Below are 18,501 nucleotides of genomic sequence, written 5' to 3'. Positions count from 1 at the left end.
ACCTATTGGTCAATCGGCCTCTCCCTCGCTCTCCCGGGGATCGAGGTCGGTCTGGGGCCGGGCGGCGAGGGACCACAGGTAGCTCAGCGGCTCACCGTCGGGTTCGTCGGGGTATTCGGCGATCAGCTCCTGGATCCGGCGCTGGAGCGACTGCACGGACTCGGGCCGCAACCGCAGTACGCCCCGCTTGGCGCCACGGCCGGAGTCCTTGCCCGCCGCTATCAGTTCGGTGCGGTGGGCGCCGAGCACGGCCAGGTCGACCTGCTGGGCCAGACCGGAGTCGTCGGGCGGGATGATCAGGCCCCGGGTGCGCGCGGTCGCGCGATAGGGCCGTTGCAGTGCGCCGTTCTCACCGGCGCACACCGGTTCGGCGACCAGGAAATCGGTCTTCACCAAGGCGCGGACGTGACGCAGGGTGGTCGCGGGAGCGAGGTCGAGCTCGACCGACAGCTCCTTGTTGGTGAACGCGCGGTCCAGACACAGCCGCAGGATCCGCCAGCGGACCGGGTGCCCGAGTGCTTTGAGATCTTCGATCGACGCTTCCACATCCGGGACTGTACCTTGCCAAGGCCGGTGCCGGTTTGCTTGACTGCCATCGATTTCATTCTGTGCAATCGGTTGGAGGGTCTGTGATCAAGCAGCTCCGGGACTGGGTGAGCGCCCAGGACCTGGATGACGAGCTGGCGGACTGGATCTCCCGGCCGAGTGTGAGCCGGACCGGCGAGGGCATGGCCGAGGCCGCGGCCCACGGTCTTAGGCTGTTACGCGCCTCGGGCCTTGAGGCCCGCGAAGTGGCAACCGGTGGCTGGCCCGCGCTGGTGGGGACGGCGGACGGGCCCGGACCGCACGTGCTGATCTACGGTCACTACGACGTGCAGCCGGCCGGGCCGCTCGAACTGTGGACGACACCGCCGTTCGTGCCGTCGGTCCGTGACGGCCGGATGTACGGGCGCGGCACGGGCGACAACAAGGGGCAGCACCTCGCGCACCTGCTGGGGCTGCGTGCCCTGCGGGACCTGACCGGCGGATTTCCCTGCCGGGTCACGGTGTTACTCGACGGTGAGGAGGAGATCGGCAGCCCCAACCTGGCCGCGGCCGTACGCCAGGTCGGTCAGCCCGACCTGGTGATCTGGAGCGACGGGCCCGTGCACGAGTCGGGCCGCGAGTGCGTGGTCCTCGGCGTGCGCGGCATCCTGATGTTCGAACTGCGCGCGCGAGGCGCGAGCCGGCCGTTGCACTCGGGGAACTGGGGCGGGGTCGCGCCGAATCCGGCGTGGGCGCTGGTGCAGCTGCTGGCCACCATGCGGTCGGCGGACGGGACCGTGACCGTGGCCGGCTTCGCCGACGACGTCGCGCCGCTGAGCGACGGTCAGCGTGCCGCGCTGGACGACTTCCCGGTGGACGTGGCGAAAACACTCGAAGCGATCGGGGCGGACGGTCTGGAGCCGCCGCCCTGGCTGGGATTCCGTACCCGCCTGACCCTGCCCACGCTGACCGTGAACTCGTTGAGCTGCGAGGACTCCGGCGACCACCGCGCGGTGATCCCCGACGTCGCCATCGCCCGATGCGAGGCCCGGTTGGTCGACGGCCAGACGCCCGACCAGGTCGCCGACGCCATCCGGCGGCACGTCGCGCGGTACGCCCCCGATGTCGAGTTCAGGGCCGGTGCGGCGATGGCACCGTCCACCACGCTGCCCGAGACCCCTTATACGGCAACGATCGTCCAGGCGGTCGAGGACGTGCACGGGCGACGGCCGCTGCTGGTCCCCTCGCTCGGCGGGAGCCTGCCGATGGCCGTGCTCAGCGAGGGGCTCTCGTGCCCCTGTTACGGCGTGCCGCTGGCCAACGCCGACGAGGCCAACCACGCGGCCGACGAAAACCTCGACCTCGACCGGTTCCGCCATGGGATCGTCGCCGCGGCGACGATCCAGCTCGCATTGGCGGCCCACGCATGACCGTATGGGGTGCCTGGCCCGCGAAGGAGGGCTTCGCGTACGTCAGCGACGAGTCCGGCCGGCCGCAGCCGTGGTTCCAGACCTGGTCGGGCGAGCGGCTGATGTTCCCGGTCGACGGTGCGGTCACCCGGCTGGCGTGGCGGCCCGACGAGAGTCGCCTCCTCGCCGTGGCGGACGTGACCGGCGGCCAGGACTACCGGCTGGCCGAGATCGATCCGCTCACCGGCGAGGTGGAGTGGATAGCCGGCGAACCCGGTGTCAGACGCGAGATAGGCGTGCCGTACTCCAGCGGGAGCCGGCCGTACAGCCCGGACGGCCGCCTGCTCGCGTACGCGACCAACGCCCGCGACGCCACCTGCCTCGACGTCTACGTACGGGACCTGACGACCGGCGCGTCCAGGATGGTCCTGGAGGGCGACGACCGGTATGTGCCGATGTGTTTCTCACCGGACTCCAGGCACCTGCTCGTCCTGAGATTCCATCAGAACACCGACCAGGACCTGTTCGCCTGCGATCTCACGACCGGCCGCACCCGGCACCTCACCCCGCACGAGGGCCCGGCGAAGTACCAGCCGGGCGGGTGGACCGAGGACGGGATCTACGTGTGCACCACCGAGGGCCGTGACTTCCTCGGTGTCGCCCTGCTCGTGCCCGGCCGGCCGCTGGAGTGGATCGCCACGCCGGACGCCGATGTGGAGAACGTGATCGTGGGTCGGCAGGTCGTCTGGACCGTGCCCCGGGACCAGCGCACGATGCTGTGCACATCGCGGACCACGGTCGCGTTGCCCGGATTCGCCTCCCAGCCGTTCGGTTACGACGGTTTCGTGCCGCGGTTCGCCGGAGACCGTCTGCTCGTACAGGTCGGCGCCCCCGACCGGGCGACCGAGTTCTGCCTGGTGGACCTGGCGACCGGCGAGACGGACCGGCTCACCGACTTCAGCGACGGGCTGCCCGACGACCTCGTGGTGCCGGAGACGGTCTGGTTCACCGCGGCGGACGGGCTGGAGATATCCGGGCTGCTGTACCGCCCGCGTTCGACGGCCGGCCCCGTCCCCGCGGTGCTGACCATCCACGGCGGTCCGGAGTGGGCCGCGCTGCCGGTCCACGACCCGTTGATCCAGCGGTTGGTACGCGCCGGAATGGCCGTGCTGGCACCGAACGTGCGCGGGTCGACCGGACGGGGACTGGCCTACCAGCGGCTGATCTACCGGGACTGGGGAGGCGGCGACCTGACCGACTTCGACGCCGCCGCACGGTTTCTGCGGAGCCTGGACTGGGTGGACGGCGATCGGCTCGGTGTCCACGGGATGTCCTACGGCGGGTTCGCGGCGCTCAGCTGTCTGACGAGGCTGCCGCACCACTGGCGGGCCGGTGTCGTGATCTGCGGGCCGGCGGACCTCGAAACGGACGTCCGGGCCCTGCCGCCCACGTGGAGCCGGCGGGTCGTGGAGTGGATCGGGGACGTCGACGACCCGAAGGACCTGGCGAGGCTGAAGGCGGCGAGTCCCCTGACCTATGCGGCCGACATCCGGGCGCCGCTGCTGCTGGCACACGCGGAAGGTGACACCACAGTCGTCATCAACGGCACCGAGCAGCTGTACGAGACGCTGACCGGACTGGGCAAGACCGTCCGGTTTATCCGGCTCTCCCGCGGTCATCTTCCGGACGACCGAGACGAACGGGACCGACTCGACACCGCTGTCGTGCAGTGGTTCCGCGATCACCTCGCACCGTGCTCGAATCCCCCGGAAAAGGCTGCCGAATAACAGTAACCGGAGTGCCGAACCCCGACGGGGAGGTTTTTTTCCGCGAACGCAGCGGAGCGAAGGAATCCGGTCTTCCCGGATGGGGAAGAAAACGCCGCGCAGGGCAGGAACCGCGAATTCCGAACCGGCCGCCGGGACAACCGGCGGGGCCACACCCTGACCTGAAAACGACTGACGGGGCACACGCATTCATGAAAATATCCTTCGCCGGATCCCGCGGAAACGGGAGGATCACGCCCGGCACCGCGCTGTCCCGGCTCACCGGGCATCCGCGCACCCACGGATCCACCGATGCGAGCACCGCCCGGTTCGGCGGACCGCTCGGCCGTCGACCGCACCACCCCGAAGCTGCCGCAGCCGGCCACCCGGCGCCTTACCGAGCGGATCACCGAAGAAGGCCGGCCGACCGGTGGCTCCACCCCCGACGGCGCACGCCATGAGACACGGCACGAGCACCGAACCAGTCATCTGCGACATTCCACCCGACCGGCGGGAGCACGACCGCCCAGGCGCTGTCGATCGCCACCGGCCCGTCCTACGCCCCGCGTTACCGACCAGCACCCGAAAAACCCTGAAGGGACGGCACAGAAAATGTCTCCTGCAGTCGCCGGCGCGGAGGCGCCATCCCGCCGACGCCTCGGCTGGATCCTGGCACTGCTGGCTTTTGCCCAGTGCATCTACGCGATCGACTACAGCATCGTCTTCGTGGCACTGCCCGAGATCCGTACCGGCATCGGCTTCTCCGCCCAGACCCTCCAGTGGGTCGTCAGCGCCTACGCCGTCGCCTTCGGCGGCTTCCTGCTGCTCGGCGGCCGGGCGGCAGACCTGTTCGGACGCCGCCGGATGTTCATCTTCGGCCTGTTCCTGTACGCGGTCTCCTCGCTTGTCGGAGGACTCGCGGGCGACCCGACGACCCTGATCGTCGCGCGTGCGGTGCAGGGTATCGGCGGCGCCTTCCTCGCTCCCTCCACGCTCTCCCTGGTCACCACGACCTTCGCCGAAGGCCCTGAGCGCAACCGCGCACTGGCGATCTGGGGCGGTGCGGGCGGCAGCGGCATGATCCTCGGCTCGCTGCTCGGCGGCGTGCTGACGGGCGCGTTCGGCTGGGCGTCGATCTTCTTCGCCAACGTCCCGCTCGCCGGCGGTGCCATGCTGCTCGCGTTCGCCATCATCCCGAAGGACGCCGACCGGACGGCCTCCGGGCGCAAGTTCGACCTGCCCGGTGCGCTGACCGCGACCGTCGGTTCGACGCTGCTGGTGTTCACCCTCGTCCAGGGACCGGTGTCGGGCTGGACCTCGCCGACGATCCTGATCACCGCGGCCGTCGCGGTGGCCGTGCTCGCCGCGTTCGTCACCATCGAAGGCCGCGGCCGCGACCCGCTGTTACCGCTTCGCCTGTTCCGCAATCGCAACCTGAGCACCGGGACCGTCGTCACCTTCATCTTCATGGGGACGTTCGGTGCGCTGCCCTACTTCTACACCCTCTACTGGCAGACCGTGCACGGCTACTCGGCGACGAAGAGCGGTATCGCCTTCCTCCTGCCGTGTGTGGGGGTGCTCATCGGCAACCTGTCCGGCGGGAAGCTGGCCACCCGCTTCGGGGTGCGCGCCACGCTGACCGGCGCGCTCCTCCTCGGTGTCGCCGGCACCGTGGCCTTCGCCTTGTCCGTCTCGCGGACCGGTTCCTACCTGGAGCTGGTACCGGGTGTACTCATCCTCAGCCTCGGTCAGGGCACCGTGTTCACCGCGATGTACGCGGCGGCGACCACCGGGGTCGCGGAACAGGAGCAGGGCATCGCCTCGGGTGTCGCCTCGACCGGCCAGCAGGTCGGTGCCGCGGTCGGCCTCGCCGTGCTGGTGGCGGTCGCCAACTCCGGTCACGAAGGACTGACCGGTGAGGCTCTGCGCGTCGCCACCGCCGAGGGTGTGCGCTCCGCCATGTGGGCCACCGTGGTCGGCATCGTGCTGATCGTGCTGGTCGTGATGAACTTCAGGCGGAGCCCGGCCGCTCCGGCCGCCGAGGAGCCCGAGAGGCAGGACGGCGTGACGTCCACCGCCTGACCTCCTGACCTGAGAAGCAGAGATGATTCCACTCCGTGTCCGTGTTCACCGCGCACGGGTGGAATCACCTTTTTCTCATCCGGAGCCGCTCGCCCGACACGAGTACCGCACACACCCCCGGACACCCCAGAGAGAAGGAGGCGCAACCCCAGTGCACCGGATCGTGAACGTGGTCGGTGTCGGCGGTTCGAGCCGGCCCGAATCAACCGCCGAGCAGGCCCTGCGGACGGTACTGGACGCGGCGCAGAAACGCGGCGCGTCAGTGCAACTGATCAGCGGCCCCTCACTGGCCATGCCGCTGTACGACCCCCGGCTCGGCGCCAGTGCCCCGCAGGCCCGTCGGCTCCTGTCCGCCATAGCCGGCGCCGACGGCCTCGTCCTCGCCAGCCCCGCCTATCACGGCGGGATCTCCGGCCTGGTGAAGAACGCCCTGGACCACGTCGAGGAACTACGCGAGGACACACGGCCCTACTTGAGTGAACGGGCCGTCGGATGCGTGGCGGTCGCCCATGGCTGGCAGGGCGCCGTCTCCACACTGGCCGCGCTGCGCGACGTGACCCACGCGCTGCGCGGCTGGCCCACACCGCTGGGCGCGGCGATCAACACGTCGACAGCACGCTTCTCGCCCGCCGGCGCCTGCGAGGACACCCACGTCCAAGGACAGCTGGAGGAAATAGCGGCGCAGGTCGTCGAGTTCGCCACGATGCGCGTCCTGGCCGCGTCCGGACCGGAAAGCGCCCGGTGACCGTTGCCGCCGTTCGCGGCGTGGCAGCCCCGGAGACGTTGCCCGCGTGACCCGTACGGAGGCAGCGGGCTGCGGGTCGCTTGGGTGTGACTGTGCGGTGCCGGCCGACGGATAGGCTCCGGGCGAGCGTCTCGGCGATACCGCCGCTGCAGGTGTTGACGACCCGGTTGGTGCCGACGAGGTCGACCAGGATCGCCGCGTCGTCCGGGATGTTCGCGAAGGCGATCCCCTGCTGGCCCCGCCGGAGCCGGTCAGGTCGAAAGTCGACGTTGCACACCTGGATCGCGGAGGTGCCGTCACCCGTGAACAGCGTCTGGTAGCCCTGGTTCACCGCCGTACCCATGGCCGGCCGGGGCGCCCCCGTCCACACGGGCGTAGCACTGGCGCCGACGATGCCGACGTTGTAGACGGCGCTGCCGCCGGTGTCCTTGGCCATGTCGAAGTCGTCCAGGAGGAGGACCCGGCCCTCCGCCTCGGCGGACCTTCGCCGGACGAGGAAGTCGTTGCCGGCGAAGATGTTGATGCGTTGTCCCGGCCGGCGAAGGGGCCGTTGTTGATGCCCGGGAACGGGTCCGGGCAGTCCCCCGGGACGCAGGGGGCGAGCCCGCCCGGCAGCGGGGCGGCCTGGGCCTGGCCGGCCCCCGGTCCGACGATCAGGGCGGGGGCGCGGCATTCCCGGATCGGACGGCTGTCACGCGGACGGCCCGCACACGTTCGGCCCGTTGGACGCGACCTCCGCACCGGCCGGGTGTACGCACCGCGCCGCCGCCTCTGACATACCGTCAAGCAACTCGGCAAGAAGTCGGTATGAGCGCGCCTGGACCCGGCTGCGGATGACGGCAGGTGCACAGTCAGCACGTCCTCGCCATGCCCGCGTCGAGCCGGGGAAATGCCGCTTCCAACCGGAGCCGGTGGATTAGGAGCCGAGTCGTGTTCTACAACCTCCTCAAGTACGTGCTGCTGGGCCCGCTGCTCAGACTGGTCTTCCGGCCCCGGATCGAGGGGCTGGAGCAGGTGCCCGCCTCGGGGCCGGCGATCATTGCGGGCAATCATCTGTCGTTCTCCGACCACTTTCTGATGCCGGCGGTGCTGAAACGCCGCATCACCTTCCTCGCGAAGGCCGAGTACTTCACCGGCCCGGGGCTGAAGGGCCGGCTCACCGCGTTCTTCTTCCGCGGCGCCGGGCAGATCCCGGTGGACCGCTCCGGAAAGGAGGCAGGGCGGACGGCGATCCGCGAGGGCCTCGGGGTGCTGCGCCGGGGAGAGCTGCTCGGCATCTATCCGGAGGGCACGCGGTCGCACGACGGCAGGCTGTACAAGGGCAAGGTCGGGGTCGCCGTGATGGCGCTGACGGCGGGGGTGCCGGTGGTGCCCTGCGCGATGATCGGCACGTTCGAGGCCCAGCCGCCCGGCCGGGTCGTACCGAGGATCCGCCCGGTGACCATCCGCTTCGGCCAGCCCCTGGACTTCTCCCGCTATGCGGGCATGGAGCGGGAGAAGGCGGTGCTGCGGGCGGTCACCGACGAGATCGTCTACGCGATCCTGACCCTGTCCGGGCAGGAGTACGTCGACGAGTACGCGGCCGTCGTCAAGGAGCGGCAGGCGGCGGCAGGGCGCGGGCCGCGCCGGATGCCGCGCGGCTGACCCTCTGCCGTCGGCAGAAGAGCCGCACCGGCGGCGACGAGGGTGCCTAGGCTCGCCGTATGAGGAGAGCAGTGGTGATCGGGGCGACCGGACAGATCGGCCGCCCGGTGGTGGACGCGCTGGCCCGGGACGGCTGGGCGGTGACGGCGGCCTCGCGCGGCGGGGGCCGGGACGCGGACTGGGGCGAGGGGGTGCGCACGGCCCGGCTGGACCGCGCCGACGGCGACGCCCTGGCCGCACTGGTGGGCGACGGCTGCGAGCTGCTGGTCGACGTGGTCGCCTACGACGCCGGGCACGCCCGGCAGGTGACATCGCTGGCGGACCGGATCGGCTCGGCGGTGGTGATCTCCAGCGTGGCCGTGTACGAGGACGGCGCCGGGCGGGGCTTCGACACCCAGGACGAGCCGGACGGCTTCCCGGTCTATCCGGTGCCGGTCCCCGAGACCCAGCCGACGGTCGCCCCGGGCGATGACACCTACAGCACCCGCAAGGCCGCGCTGGAGTCCGTACTCCTCGCCGCCGGTGACACGTTCCCGGTCACGGTGCTGCGGGCGGGCGCGGTGCACGGGCCGTTCAGCCCGCTGCCGCGCGAGCTGTACTTCGTCAAGCGGAACCTGGACGGCCGCAGGCGGCGGGTACTGGCGTACCGGGGCGAGAGCCGGTTCCATCCGTCGAGCACCCGCACCATCGCCGAGCTGGTGCGGCTGGCGGCGGCCCGGCCGGGAACGCGGGTGCTCAACGCCTGTGACCCCGAGGCGCCGACGGTCGCCGCGATCGGGGCGGCGGTCGACGCCGTGATGGGGGCCGAGACCCGGACGGTGTGTCTCGACGGTGCGCCGGAGGGCTCGGTGGGCCGTACTCCCTGGTCGGTGCCGGTGCCGGTGGTGTGCGACATGTCCGCCGCGGAGCGGGAGCTGGGCTACCGTCCGGTGGTGTCGTACGAGCAGAGCCTGCCGGGGACGGTGGAGTGGCTGGCCGGGCGCGTGCGCGGGCGGGACTGGCGGGAGGAGTTTCCGCTGCTCGCGCGGGCGTATCCGGACCTGTTCGACTACGCGGCGGAGGACGCCTGGTACGCGGCATGACCGAGGGGCGGCCGGACATTCCGGCCGCCCCTGGTCGGTGTGCTGGTGTGGTTACGGCTTGGGCGTGGCGTGCGGGGCGCAGGTCACGTCCTTGCCGTCCAGCGCGCCCTTGAGCAGGTAGGCGTCGACGCGCTGGTTGACGCACGGGTTGACCAGGCCGGTCACGCCGTGTGAGCCCGCGTCCTTCTCGGTGATCAGACGGGAGCCCTTGAAGCGCTTGTGCAGCTCGACGGCACCGCCGTACGGGGTGGCGGCGTCCCGGGCGGACTGCACGATCAGCACCTTGGGCAGGCCCTTGTGGGTCTTGACCTCGACCGGGGTGTGCTGCTTGGCCGGCCAGGTGGCGCACGGCAGGTTCATCCAGGCGTTGGACCAGGTCAGGAAGGGGTGGTCCTGGTGGAGCCGGGTGTTGTCCCGGTTCCACTTCTGCCAGCTGGTGGGCCACTTGGCGTCGGCGCACTCGACGGCCGTGTAGACGGCGTTGCCGTTCTCGGCGGCGGTGTTGCCCGCGGTGTCCGACAGGTCGGGGGCGGCGGCGTCGACGAGCGCCTGGGTGTCACCGTCGACCGCCTTGCTGAAGACGGTGGCGACCGGCACCCACGAGGAGTCGTAGTACGGCGCGCTCTGGAAGAAGGAGATCAGCTCGGCCGGGCCGACGACGCCGCCGATCGGGTGCTTCTTGGCGGTGGCGCGCAGCTGGAGCCACTTGGCCTGGACGGCGGCGCGGGTGGTGCCGAGGTGGAAGGCGGCGTCGTTGGCGGCGACCCAGTCCTGCCAGTCCTTCCAGCGGCCCTCGAAGGCGATGTCCTGGTCCAGGTTGGCCTGGTACCAGATCTTCTCGCGGGAGGGGTCGACCACGCTGTCCGCGACCATGCGGCGCAGGTGGCCGGGGAAGAGGGTGCCGTAGACGGCGCCGAGGTAGGTGCCGTAGGAGACGCCGAGGTAGTTGAGCTTCTTCTCGCCCAGCGCGGCGCGGATGACGTCCAGGTCGCGGGCGGTGTTGGCGGTGGTCATGTGCGGCAGCATCGCGCCGCTGCGTTCGGCGCAGCCCTCGGCGTAGGCGCGGGCGAGCTTGCGCTGCGCGGTCTTGTCGGCCTCGCTGTCGGGCACCGGGTCCATCTTGGGTGCCTTGACGTAACTCTGCGGGTCGACGCAGGAGATGGGCGTGGAGTGGCCGACGCCGCGCGGGTCGAAGCCGACGAAGTCGTAGGCCTTGGCGACGTTCGCCCAGGTGGCGTTGTGGGTGGTGACCCGGCGCGGGAAGCGCAGACCGGAGCCGCCGGGGCCGCCGGGGTTGTACACGAGGGCGCCCTGGCGCTCCTTCTTGGTACCGGTGTTGCCGATGCGGTCCACGGCGATCTTGATCTGCTTGCCGTGGGGGTGGGCGTAGTCGAGCGGCACGCTGACCCAGCCGCACTGGATGGGCTTCTCCAGCCCCCAGTCGGCCGGGCAGTCCTGCCACTTGACGCCCGCCTTCGCGGCCCGGGCGGCGGCTGTCGCGGCGCCCTTGGCCTCCCGGTCCTGCGCGGGCCGGGAGGCGGCCCCGGCCACGGGCGCCGACACGGCGCCGGCGATCAGGGTGGCGGTGACGAGTACTCCGGCGGAACCGAGCGCCAGCAGGCGGCTCCTCGGTCTGGTGTCCTTCACGTGGGCCCCTCCCCCTACCTCGATGCGAGTGGTCAGACGGGGATCCTCTCGGCTGCGAGGGGGACGGGGACAGGGCTTGCTGGTCATCTTTATCAATCCGATAACCGGATGATCACGTCCCGTTGAGCGAAGCGTTGCGTTATGGCGCGGGGCTGTGTCGTCTTCCGTCCGCGGGCATCGTCGTGGCTGGTCGCGTCGTTCCCCGCGCCTCCTTCGGGGCGCCGGTCAGCCGAACTCGGTCAGTATCCGATCCAAGGTCCGGCGCAGGCTCAACGCGTCCGGGGCGACCGCGCTGACGAGCGCGGCGGGGCCGGCGAGCGGGACCAGCGCGGCGTACTCGCCGAGCATCCGCGCGGGCGGCGGGCCGGTCGCGAACTCCGGCGTCACGAGGACCAGCTGGCCCACCGCCCGGTGACCGGCGAGCACCGCCGGGCCGTCCCAGCCGCCCGGCGCGCCGGGTCCGCAGGACAGCTCCTGGTCCAGCACCGTCCGGCCCGCCACCCGGACGGTCAGCCGGCTGGTGAGCCGCCCGGGCTGTTCCCCGGTCCGCCCCAGCACCTGCTCCTCGCGCAGCACGAGCCGGGCCCCGGCGCCGAGTTCGGCCCGGGTGGTGACATACAGGTCGCTGCCGTCGGCGGAGATCAACTGCTCGGGCAGCCAGTGCAGTTCGGCGCCGTCGGCCACGTCGAGCCGTACGTCGTACCGGGCCTCGCCCTTGGCCTGGCCCGGCAGGGCGAGGGTGGCGGCGGCCGACCCGACGTGCAGCCGGGCGCCCTCCTCCACCCGGGCCGCCAGGGAGAAGCGGTCGCCACCGAGCGGTCCGCTCATCGCGCCGACGAGCATGACCTTCGCCCAGGAGCCGGTGGACCGGGTGCGGCGCGGCGCCAGCGGGCCCTCGCCGTCCAGGACGGGCAGGGCCGTACCGCCGCGCCCGTCGGCGCGGGCGACGATCCGGGCCCTGGCCCGGACCCCGGTGGCGGTCACGCCGTCCACGCGGTGAGCCGTCCGCGCACCCAGGCGGCCACGTCGGCGACACCGGTCTCGCCGCGCAACGACTGGAAGACCACCGGGAGTTCGGCGCGCTGCGCCTTGGCGTCGGCGGCCATCCGGGCGAGGTCGGAGCCGACGTACGGGGCGAGGTCGGTCTTGTTGATCACGAGCAGGTCGGCGGTGGTGACGCCGGGGCCGCCCTTGCGCGGGATGTCGTCGCCGCCGGCCACGTCGATCACGAAGATCTGGGCGTCCACGAGCCCCTTGGAGAAGGTGGCGGTGAGGTTGTCGCCGCCGGACTCGACGAGGATCAGGTCCAGCGGGCCGACCGCGTCCTCCAGGTCCTCCACCGCTTCCAGGTTGGCGGAGATGTCGTCGCGGATCGCGGTGTGCGGGCAGGCACCCGTCTCGACGGCGGTGATCCGCTCGGGCGGCAGCACGGCCTCCCGGAGCAGGAACTCGGCGTCCTCGCGGGTGTAGATGTCGTTGGTGACGACCGCGAGGGACACATCGTCGCGCAGCGCCCGGCACAGGGCGGCGACGGTGGCGGTCTTGCCGGACCCGACGGGACCGCCGAGCCCGACGCGCAGCGCCCGGCGGGTCCCGTCCGGGCGGTGGGCGTCCGCGCCGACGGCGGAGGAGGCGTGGTGGATGTGGTCGAGGTGCATGGACGGCTCCTTGTGCGAGAGGCCTGGTACCGGTGGGGGAAGGGCCAGGAGAAAAGGGACGGGAGCTGCTGTTCAGCCGGGCGGGCAGGGGGGCGGGTTCATGACGCGAACAGCCGGACCGGCCACGCCGCGTGGGCCTCGGCCATGACCTCCAGCAGCGGGGCCGACACCGCGGGGAGCGCGTCGGCGCCCTCGTCGGCCACGGACCGCGCCGCCTCCACCGCGGCGTCCGCGACCCGGTCCAGCTCGGGCGCCAGCCGGGCCAGCACCCCCGTCGCGTCGAACGGGTCGAGACCGAGCAGCCGCACGGTGGCGGTCGCCGGCCCGCTCACGCTCTCGTACACCGCGCAGTGGGCGGCGTCCTCGGGGGTGAGCCCGGCCGCCCGGGCGGCGAGGCCGAGCACCACCGGCTGGTGGGCACCCTTGGGGAACTCCCGGGCCAGTGCGTCCAGTTCGGCGGAGGGCCAGGTCGTCCGCGCGGCCCGCAGCAGTTGCCGGCCCAGGCGCCGCGCGGCGGTCCGCAGGGCCGGGGACGGGGTGCGGGCGTCGGCCGCCGCGTCCAGTTCGCGCGGGTCGGCGCCGAGGACGGCCGCCGCCGCCAGCGCGCCCGCGATCAGCCCGGCGGTGTGCAGCCGGCCCCGGCAGAACTCCTCCAGGCTCGTGGTGTCGGTGATGCGTCCGGCCTTGACGGCGGCCTCGGCCCCGCCGGAGTGGGCGTGCCCTCCGGCGGGGAAGCGGCCGTCGGCCAGGACGAGCAGTGCTGCCCGTGTCATCGAAGAACGCCTGTCAGAAGAGGAAGTAGCGCTGGGTCATGGGGAGTTCGGCGGCCGGGGTGGCCTCGACCAGCTCGCCGTCGATGTGCACGGCGAAGCTGTCGGGGTCGATCCGGACGTCCGGCCGGGCGTCGTTCTCCCGCATGTCGGCCTTGGTGACCGCGCGCGTGGACTCGATCGCCGCGAACCGCTTGCCGAGCCCGAGCCGTTCCGGCAGCCCGTCCTCGATGGCCAGGTGGGACACGAAGTTGACCGAGTTGGCGGCGGGGGCCCGGCCGATCGCGCCGTACATCGGGCGGGGCAGGATCGGCTGCGGGGTGGGGATGGAGGCGTTGGCGTCGCCCATCTGCGCGTAGGCGATCTGTCCGCCCTTGATCACCAGCAGCGGCTTGACCCCGAAGAACGCGGGCTCCCACAGCACCAGATCGGCGAGCTTGCCGCTCTCCACGGAGCCGGTCTCGGCGGCCAGGCCCTGGGCGAGCGCCGGGTTGATGGTGTACTTGGCGACATAGCGCCGTACCCGGTGGTTGTCGGCGCGGCCGTCGCCGGGCAGCGCGCCCCGCCGGCGCTTCATGACGTGCGCGGTCTGCCAGGTGCGCAGGACGACCTCGCCGACGCGGCCCATCGCCTGGGAGTCGGAGGAGATGATCGAGATCGCGCCGAGGTCGTGGAGGATGTCCTCCGCGCCGATGGTGGACGGCCGGATCCGGGACTCGGCGAAGGCCAAATCCTCGGGGACGGCCGGGTTGAGGTGGTGGCACACCATCAGCATGTCGAGGTGTTCCTCGGTGGTGTTGACGGTGAAGGGCCGGGTGGGGTTGGTGGAGCTGGGCAGGACGTTGGCCTGCGAGACCACGGTCATGATGTCGGGCGCGTGGCCGCCGCCGGCGCCCTCGGTGTGGTACGAGTGGATGCCCCGGCCGGCGATCGCGGCGAGGGTGTCGCCGACGAAGCCCGCCTCGTTCAGGGTGTCGGTGTGGATGGCGACCTGGATGCCGGTCCGGTCGGCGACGGTGAGCGCGGCGTCGATGACGGCGGGCGTGGAGCCCCAGTCCTCGTGCAGCTTCAGCCCGACGGCGCCGCCGCGGATCTGGGAGAACATCGCCTCGTGGCTGACGGTGTTGCCCTTGCCGAGGAAGCCGACGTTGACCGGGTAGGCCTCCATCGCCTCCAGCATCCGGGCCAGATGCCAGGGGCCGGGGGTGACGGTGGTGGCCTTGGAGCCCTCGGCGGGGCCGGTGCCGCCGCCGACCAGGGTGGTGATGCCGGAGGCCAGCGCCTCGTCGGCGACCTGGGGGCAGATGAAGTGGACGTGCGCGTCGATGGCGCCGGCGGTCAGGATGCGGCCGTTGCCCGCGATGATCTCGGTCTCCGGGCCGATGACCAGGTCCGGGTGCACGCCGTCCATGGTGTCGGGGTTGCCGGCCTTGCCGAGGGCGGTGATCCGGCCGTCGCGGATGCCGACGTCGGCCTTGACGATGCCCCAGTGGTCCACGACGACGGCACCGGTGATCACGGTGTCGGGGGCGCCCTCGGCCCGGGTGGCGCGGGACTGGCCCATGGACTCGCGGATGACCTTGCCGCCGCCGAAGACCGCCTCGTCGCCGGAGGCGCCGGGGCCGCCGGAGCGGTCCTCCTCGATCTCGATCAGCAGGTCCGTGTCGGCGAGCCGGATGCGGTCGCCGGTGGTGGGGCCGAACAGGTCGGCGTAGGCGCCGCGGGAGATCTCAGGCATCGAGGGCACCTCCGGTCTCGCCGCGCAGCCCGGGCACGATCCGGGCGCCGGACAGCGGCACCAGCTCGACCTCGACGGGGATGCCGGGTTCGAAGCGGACGGCGGTGCCGGCGGCGACGTTCAGCCGCCGGCCGCGGGCGGCGGCGCGGTCGAACTCCAGGCCGGGGTTGGCCTCGGCGAAGTGGTAGTGGGAGCCGACCTGGACGGGCCGGTCGGCGGCGTTGAGAACAGTCAGACGAGTGACATCACGGCCGTCGTTGAAGGTGACGGGTGCGTCCGCGAACAGGATCTCTCCGGGAATCATCGCGGCGCCCTCAGATGATCGGCTCGTGGACGGTGACGAGCTTGGTGCCGTCCGGGAAGGTGGCCTCCACCTGCACGTCATGGATCATCTCGGCCACGCCGTCCATGACGTCGTCCCTGGTCAGGACCTTGCGGCCGGAGGACATCAGCTCGGCGACCGTGCGGCCGTCACGCGCCCCCTCCAGGACGTGCGACGTGATGAGAGCGACCGCCTCGGGGTGGTTGAGCTTCAGTCCGCGGGCCTTGCGCTTCTCGGCGACGTCGGCCGCCACATGGATCAGCAGCCTCTCCTGCTCGTGCGGGGTCAGTTGCACGTCCCACCTCACTGTCCTTGCTCCGGACCGTGCGGGGTCCGGTTGCCGCAGCCACCTCGACGGGGATAGATGTAACACACAGACAAATTCCCCGGATCGTTCTCAATTCCGGGCAGAAAAACCCCTGATGGCGTGGATGGGCAGGCTAGAGCGCCGGAGTTTCAACGACGTTAACCAGACCTTGGCCGGCCCATGACCGTGCTATGGGCTCCGGCAAAGACGGTGGCGGACGGGCTCAGGGGGCGTCCGGCCGGCGGTGTTCCGCCGCTATCCCGAAGCGCTGCTGCTCGCGCGGAACGGCACCGGCCTCGTGCACCCCGGAGACCGAGCTGATGATCCGCTCCTCGCCCGCCTCGTCCAGGGCGTCCAGCCGCTCCAGGTCGGCGGCCGAGACCAGCGCGACGAGCGGCTTGCCGTGCCGGGTCACGACGACGCGCTCACCGCCGTACACCACCCGGTTGATCAGGTCGGCGAGCTCAGCCCTGGCTTGCGTCACCGGAATCTCGTAGGCCATACCCCCATCATAACGTCAGGTACGTCCTGTACATTCTGTACAGAAGTCGAGTCCATCGGGGCCTCGTCAGAGGAGGGGTATGTCCATGCACCGACCGTCCGCCCGGCACGTCCTGCCCGAGTTCACCGAGCGCGTCTCGGGCACCGTGCGCACCCTCGACCCCTACGCTCGGCTCTTCCAGGACCGGATCGTCTTCCTCGGCGCACCGGTCGACGACGCGACGGCCGGCGATGTGACGGCCCAGCTGATGTATCTGGAGCACCAGGCCCCGGACCGGGACATCACGCTGTACATCAACTCGCCCGGCGGTTCCTTCGACGCCATGGCGGCGGTCTACGACACGATGCGCTACGTCAGCTGCGACGTGGCGACCTACTGCCTGGGGCAGGCCGCCGCCTCGGCCGCGGTGCTGCTCGCGGCCGGCACTCCGGGCAAGCGGTTCACGCTGCCCGGCGCCCGGGTCGTGCTCGAACAGCCGGCCCTGCCCGAGCCGGTGCGCGGCCGGCCCAGCGACCTGTTCATCCAGGCCGAGGAGCTGACCCGGATCCGCGCCACCCTGGAGGAGATGCTCGTCCGGCACACGGGGCGCACGGCCGCGCAGGTCCACGAGGACCTGGAGCGTGACCTGATCCTGGACGCCCCCGGGGCGCTGGCGTACGGTCTGGTCGACGGCATCGTGCCCAGCCGCCGGGACACGCCCGGCGCACCGGACGCGAGGTGAGCCGCCCATGCTGCCGGACCTGCCACCGCTGCCCGCCCTGACCCGCGCCGAGGGCGAGTTGATCGATCGTTACCTGGAGGCCGTCGACCTGCTCGGCCGCGTCAATCCGGCCCGGCACGGAACCACCTACGGCGGGTTGCGCGCCGCCCAGGCGCTGGTGCGCAAGGCGGCAGAGCTGCGGGACGCGCTCGCGCTGATGCACCAGCGGGGCGAGACGGAGCTGCACGGGGACACGCTGGCACGGGCGCTGCGGGTGCTCGACGGCGAGCGCCGGGCCGCTCGCGTCGCGCTCCCGCCGGAAAGCGTCGGCTGAGGCGGACACCCCGCCCGGCCGGCGGCGCCGACGCGTCGACACGCGTCGTTCGGACCGGAGTTGAAACGGCCCGAACGACGTACCGCCGACCGGTGTACATCCCGATCGTTTTCCGGGCCTCCCGAGTTGCGCAACGCACGGGTCCGGGAATCGCCGGCGAGGGCATCGCCCCAGGTCCGGGGCTACGCCGATGATCTGACGGGGCCTCGAACAGAGCACTGTCCACCCGAACGGGTGAGTGGTGAGGAACACCACAAATCCCCGATTCCGTTGGGATTTTCAGACAGTTGTGAGCCAAGATCCCTGTCTGACGACAAGCCCCCGCCACCGCGGCGGGGCGATCCGGGCGGACGCCGAGTCCTGCCGCCGCCCGGATGACCGGTCGACGGAAGTGGATCGGCAGGAGTGGAGGACCCAAGCAAGGCGGGTTCGCCGGAACGGAAGTCCAGTCGTCCGACACAGGGTCGGGCGGGGGCGGAGGTTCCGGGCGGCCCTTGGGGTGAAGCCGTGGCAACGCGGCCGGGCTACTTCGCCAGCCCGAATCCGACAGGTCATCCTTCACAGGCGGCTGACGAAGGGTTGCGCATGACTGCGCTCAATCGAGTCCCGTCGCTGATGGCCCGGGCCGGTACGGCCTCGGCTCTCACCCTCGCCGCCGTGGGCGGCTCGATCGCGGTACCCGGTCTCGCCACCGACGCCTCCGCCGCGACGATCGCGTCGAAGGCACTCAAGGTCGCGGCCTCCAAGAAGGGCGCCCCATACCGGTGGGGCGCCACCGGACCGAACAGATTCGACTGCTCGGGGCTGACGCTGTACTCGTTCAAGAAGGCCGGCAAGAAGCTGCCGCGCACCGCCGCGCAGCAGTACAACAAGTCGCGCCACATCTCCGCCCGCAACCGCAAGGTCGGCGACCTGGTCTTCTTCCACTCGGGTTCCAGCGTCTACCACGTCGGCATCTACGCCGGCCACAACAAGATCTGGCACGCCCCGAAGACCGGGGACGTGGTGAAGCTCCAGAAGATCTGGACCAAGAGCGTCTGGTACGGCCGGGTCGGCTGACCCGCCCACGGCTGGGAGCGGCTCCGACAGCAGGGCCGCTCCAGCGCGCCGCGAGCGGCCCCTTGGACCTCCTGTGGCCCTCGGCGGCCCGGGGCCGACCACGACCACCTCGTGGCCCGCGCGGGCACCGGGCCACCGGCGCGCCGGCCTCCCCGAGGGCGGTCTCGTCCGGGGTCAGACGGGCAGGCTCGGGTCCGGAGGACAGGCTCGG

Annotated in this window: 18 protein-coding genes and 1 riboswitch; of the genes, 9 read left to right on the top strand and 9 right to left on the bottom strand. The window is 71.6% G+C overall.

What is annotated here, in order from left to right; translation table 11 throughout:
* Positions 1-9: 9 nt before the first annotated feature.
* Positions 10-546, bottom strand: coding sequence for a winged helix-turn-helix domain-containing protein (locus ABD350_RS27370; RefSeq protein WP_344351161.1), 537 nt, complete (start codon positions 544-546; stop codon positions 10-12).
* 83 nt (positions 547-629) lie between these two features.
* Here ABD350_RS27370 and ABD350_RS27365 point away from each other — a divergent pair, with 83 nt between their 5' ends.
* From ABD350_RS27365 to ABD350_RS27340, 6 genes are all read left to right on the top strand, one after another.
* Entirely contained in the window at positions 630-1,955 is a 1,326-nt protein-coding gene (locus ABD350_RS27365) for a M20/M25/M40 family metallo-hydrolase (protein WP_344351158.1), read from the top strand.
* Entirely contained in the window at positions 1,952-3,721 is a 1,770-nt protein-coding gene (locus ABD350_RS27360) for a S9 family peptidase (protein WP_344351156.1), read from the top strand. Before ABD350_RS27365 ends, ABD350_RS27360 begins: the two co-directional genes overlap by 4 nt.
* A 591-nt stretch (positions 3,722-4,312) precedes the next feature.
* Complete coding sequence (locus tag ABD350_RS27355; protein WP_344351153.1) at positions 4,313-5,782, top strand: MFS transporter; 1,470 nt, start codon at positions 4,313-4,315, stop codon at positions 5,780-5,782.
* A 151-nt stretch (positions 5,783-5,933) separates the two neighbouring features.
* Positions 5,934-6,527: an NADPH-dependent FMN reductase gene (locus tag ABD350_RS27350; RefSeq protein WP_344351150.1), complete on the top strand. Its 594-nt coding sequence runs from the start codon at positions 5,934-5,936 to the stop codon at positions 6,525-6,527.
* 930 nt (positions 6,528-7,457) lie between these two features.
* Complete coding sequence (locus ABD350_RS27345; RefSeq protein ID WP_344351147.1) at positions 7,458-8,171, top strand: lysophospholipid acyltransferase family protein; 714 nt, start codon at positions 7,458-7,460, stop codon at positions 8,169-8,171.
* A 71-nt stretch (positions 8,172-8,242) separates the two neighbouring features.
* Complete coding sequence (locus tag ABD350_RS27340) at positions 8,243-9,253, top strand: NAD-dependent epimerase/dehydratase family protein (protein WP_344351234.1); 1,011 nt, start codon at positions 8,243-8,245, stop codon at positions 9,251-9,253.
* Positions 9,254-9,304: 51 nt separating this feature from the next.
* On the opposite strand, the gene ABD350_RS27335 is transcribed toward ABD350_RS27340, so the two are convergent.
* The 8 genes from ABD350_RS27335 to ABD350_RS27300 form a co-directional block, all read right to left on the bottom strand.
* The gene (locus ABD350_RS27335) at positions 9,305-10,900 is read right to left on the bottom strand and encodes an alpha/beta hydrolase (protein ID WP_344351144.1); all 1,596 of its coding nucleotides are present in this window, start codon (positions 10,898-10,900) and stop codon (positions 9,305-9,307) included.
* A gap of 225 nt (positions 10,901-11,125) precedes the next feature.
* Positions 11,126-11,893 (bottom strand): urease accessory protein UreD, encoded by a 768-nt coding sequence (locus ABD350_RS27330; protein WP_344351142.1) that lies wholly within the window; start codon positions 11,891-11,893, stop codon positions 11,126-11,128.
* Positions 11,881-12,558, bottom strand: a complete 678-nt coding sequence (gene ureG / locus ABD350_RS27325; protein ID WP_344351140.1) for an urease accessory protein UreG — start codon at positions 12,556-12,558, stop codon at positions 11,881-11,883. Before ureG ends, ABD350_RS27330 begins: the two co-directional genes overlap by 13 nt.
* 98 nt (positions 12,559-12,656) lie before the next feature.
* A complete protein-coding gene (locus ABD350_RS27320; RefSeq protein ID WP_344351137.1) occupies positions 12,657-13,331 on the bottom strand; it encodes an urease accessory protein UreF in 675 nt (224 codons plus the stop codon).
* 13 nt (positions 13,332-13,344) lie between these two features.
* Positions 13,345-15,066 carry an urease subunit alpha gene (locus ABD350_RS27315; protein ID WP_344351135.1) on the bottom strand — a complete coding sequence of 574 codons (1,722 nt, stop codon included), beginning with the start codon at positions 15,064-15,066 and terminating at the stop codon, positions 13,345-13,347.
* Positions 15,059-15,370: an urease subunit beta gene (locus ABD350_RS27310; RefSeq protein WP_344351134.1), complete on the bottom strand. Its 312-nt coding sequence runs from the start codon at positions 15,368-15,370 to the stop codon at positions 15,059-15,061. Before ABD350_RS27310 ends, ABD350_RS27315 begins: the two co-directional genes overlap by 8 nt.
* A 10-nt stretch (positions 15,371-15,380) precedes the next feature.
* On the bottom strand, positions 15,381-15,683 hold the full coding sequence (locus ABD350_RS27305) for an urease subunit gamma (RefSeq protein WP_030775167.1): 303 nt from the start codon (positions 15,681-15,683) through the stop codon (positions 15,381-15,383).
* 235 nt (positions 15,684-15,918) lie between these two features.
* The gene (locus ABD350_RS27300) at positions 15,919-16,197 is read right to left on the bottom strand and encodes a type II toxin-antitoxin system Phd/YefM family antitoxin (RefSeq protein ID WP_344351128.1); all 279 of its coding nucleotides are present in this window, start codon (positions 16,195-16,197) and stop codon (positions 15,919-15,921) included.
* A gap of 85 nt (positions 16,198-16,282) precedes the next feature.
* On the opposite strand from ABD350_RS27300, the gene ABD350_RS27295 reads away from it, so the two are divergent.
* From ABD350_RS27295 to ABD350_RS27285, 3 genes are all read left to right on the top strand, one after another.
* On the top strand, positions 16,283-16,918 hold the full coding sequence (locus ABD350_RS27295) for an ATP-dependent Clp protease proteolytic subunit (RefSeq protein ID WP_344351126.1): 636 nt from the start codon (positions 16,283-16,285) through the stop codon (positions 16,916-16,918).
* A gap of 7 nt (positions 16,919-16,925) precedes the next feature.
* Positions 16,926-17,231 (top strand): hypothetical protein, encoded by a 306-nt coding sequence (locus ABD350_RS27290; protein ID WP_344351124.1) that lies wholly within the window; start codon positions 16,926-16,928, stop codon positions 17,229-17,231.
* Positions 17,232-17,671: 440 nt separating this feature from the next.
* Positions 17,672-17,813, top strand: a riboswitch (cyclic di-AMP (ydaO/yuaA leader).
* Positions 17,814-17,816: 3 nt separating this feature from the next.
* Positions 17,817-18,290: a C40 family peptidase gene (locus ABD350_RS27285; RefSeq protein ID WP_344351122.1), complete on the top strand. Its 474-nt coding sequence runs from the start codon at positions 17,817-17,819 to the stop codon at positions 18,288-18,290.
* The last annotated feature ends 211 nt before the right edge of the window (positions 18,291-18,501 follow it).

The organism is Streptomyces nogalater, assembly GCF_039532885.1.
GTDB lineage: Bacteria > Actinomycetota > Actinomycetes > Streptomycetales > Streptomycetaceae > Streptomyces > Streptomyces nogalater.
The sequence above is the reverse complement of the archived record's forward strand: the minus strand, read 5'-3'. Positions and strand labels throughout refer to the sequence as shown.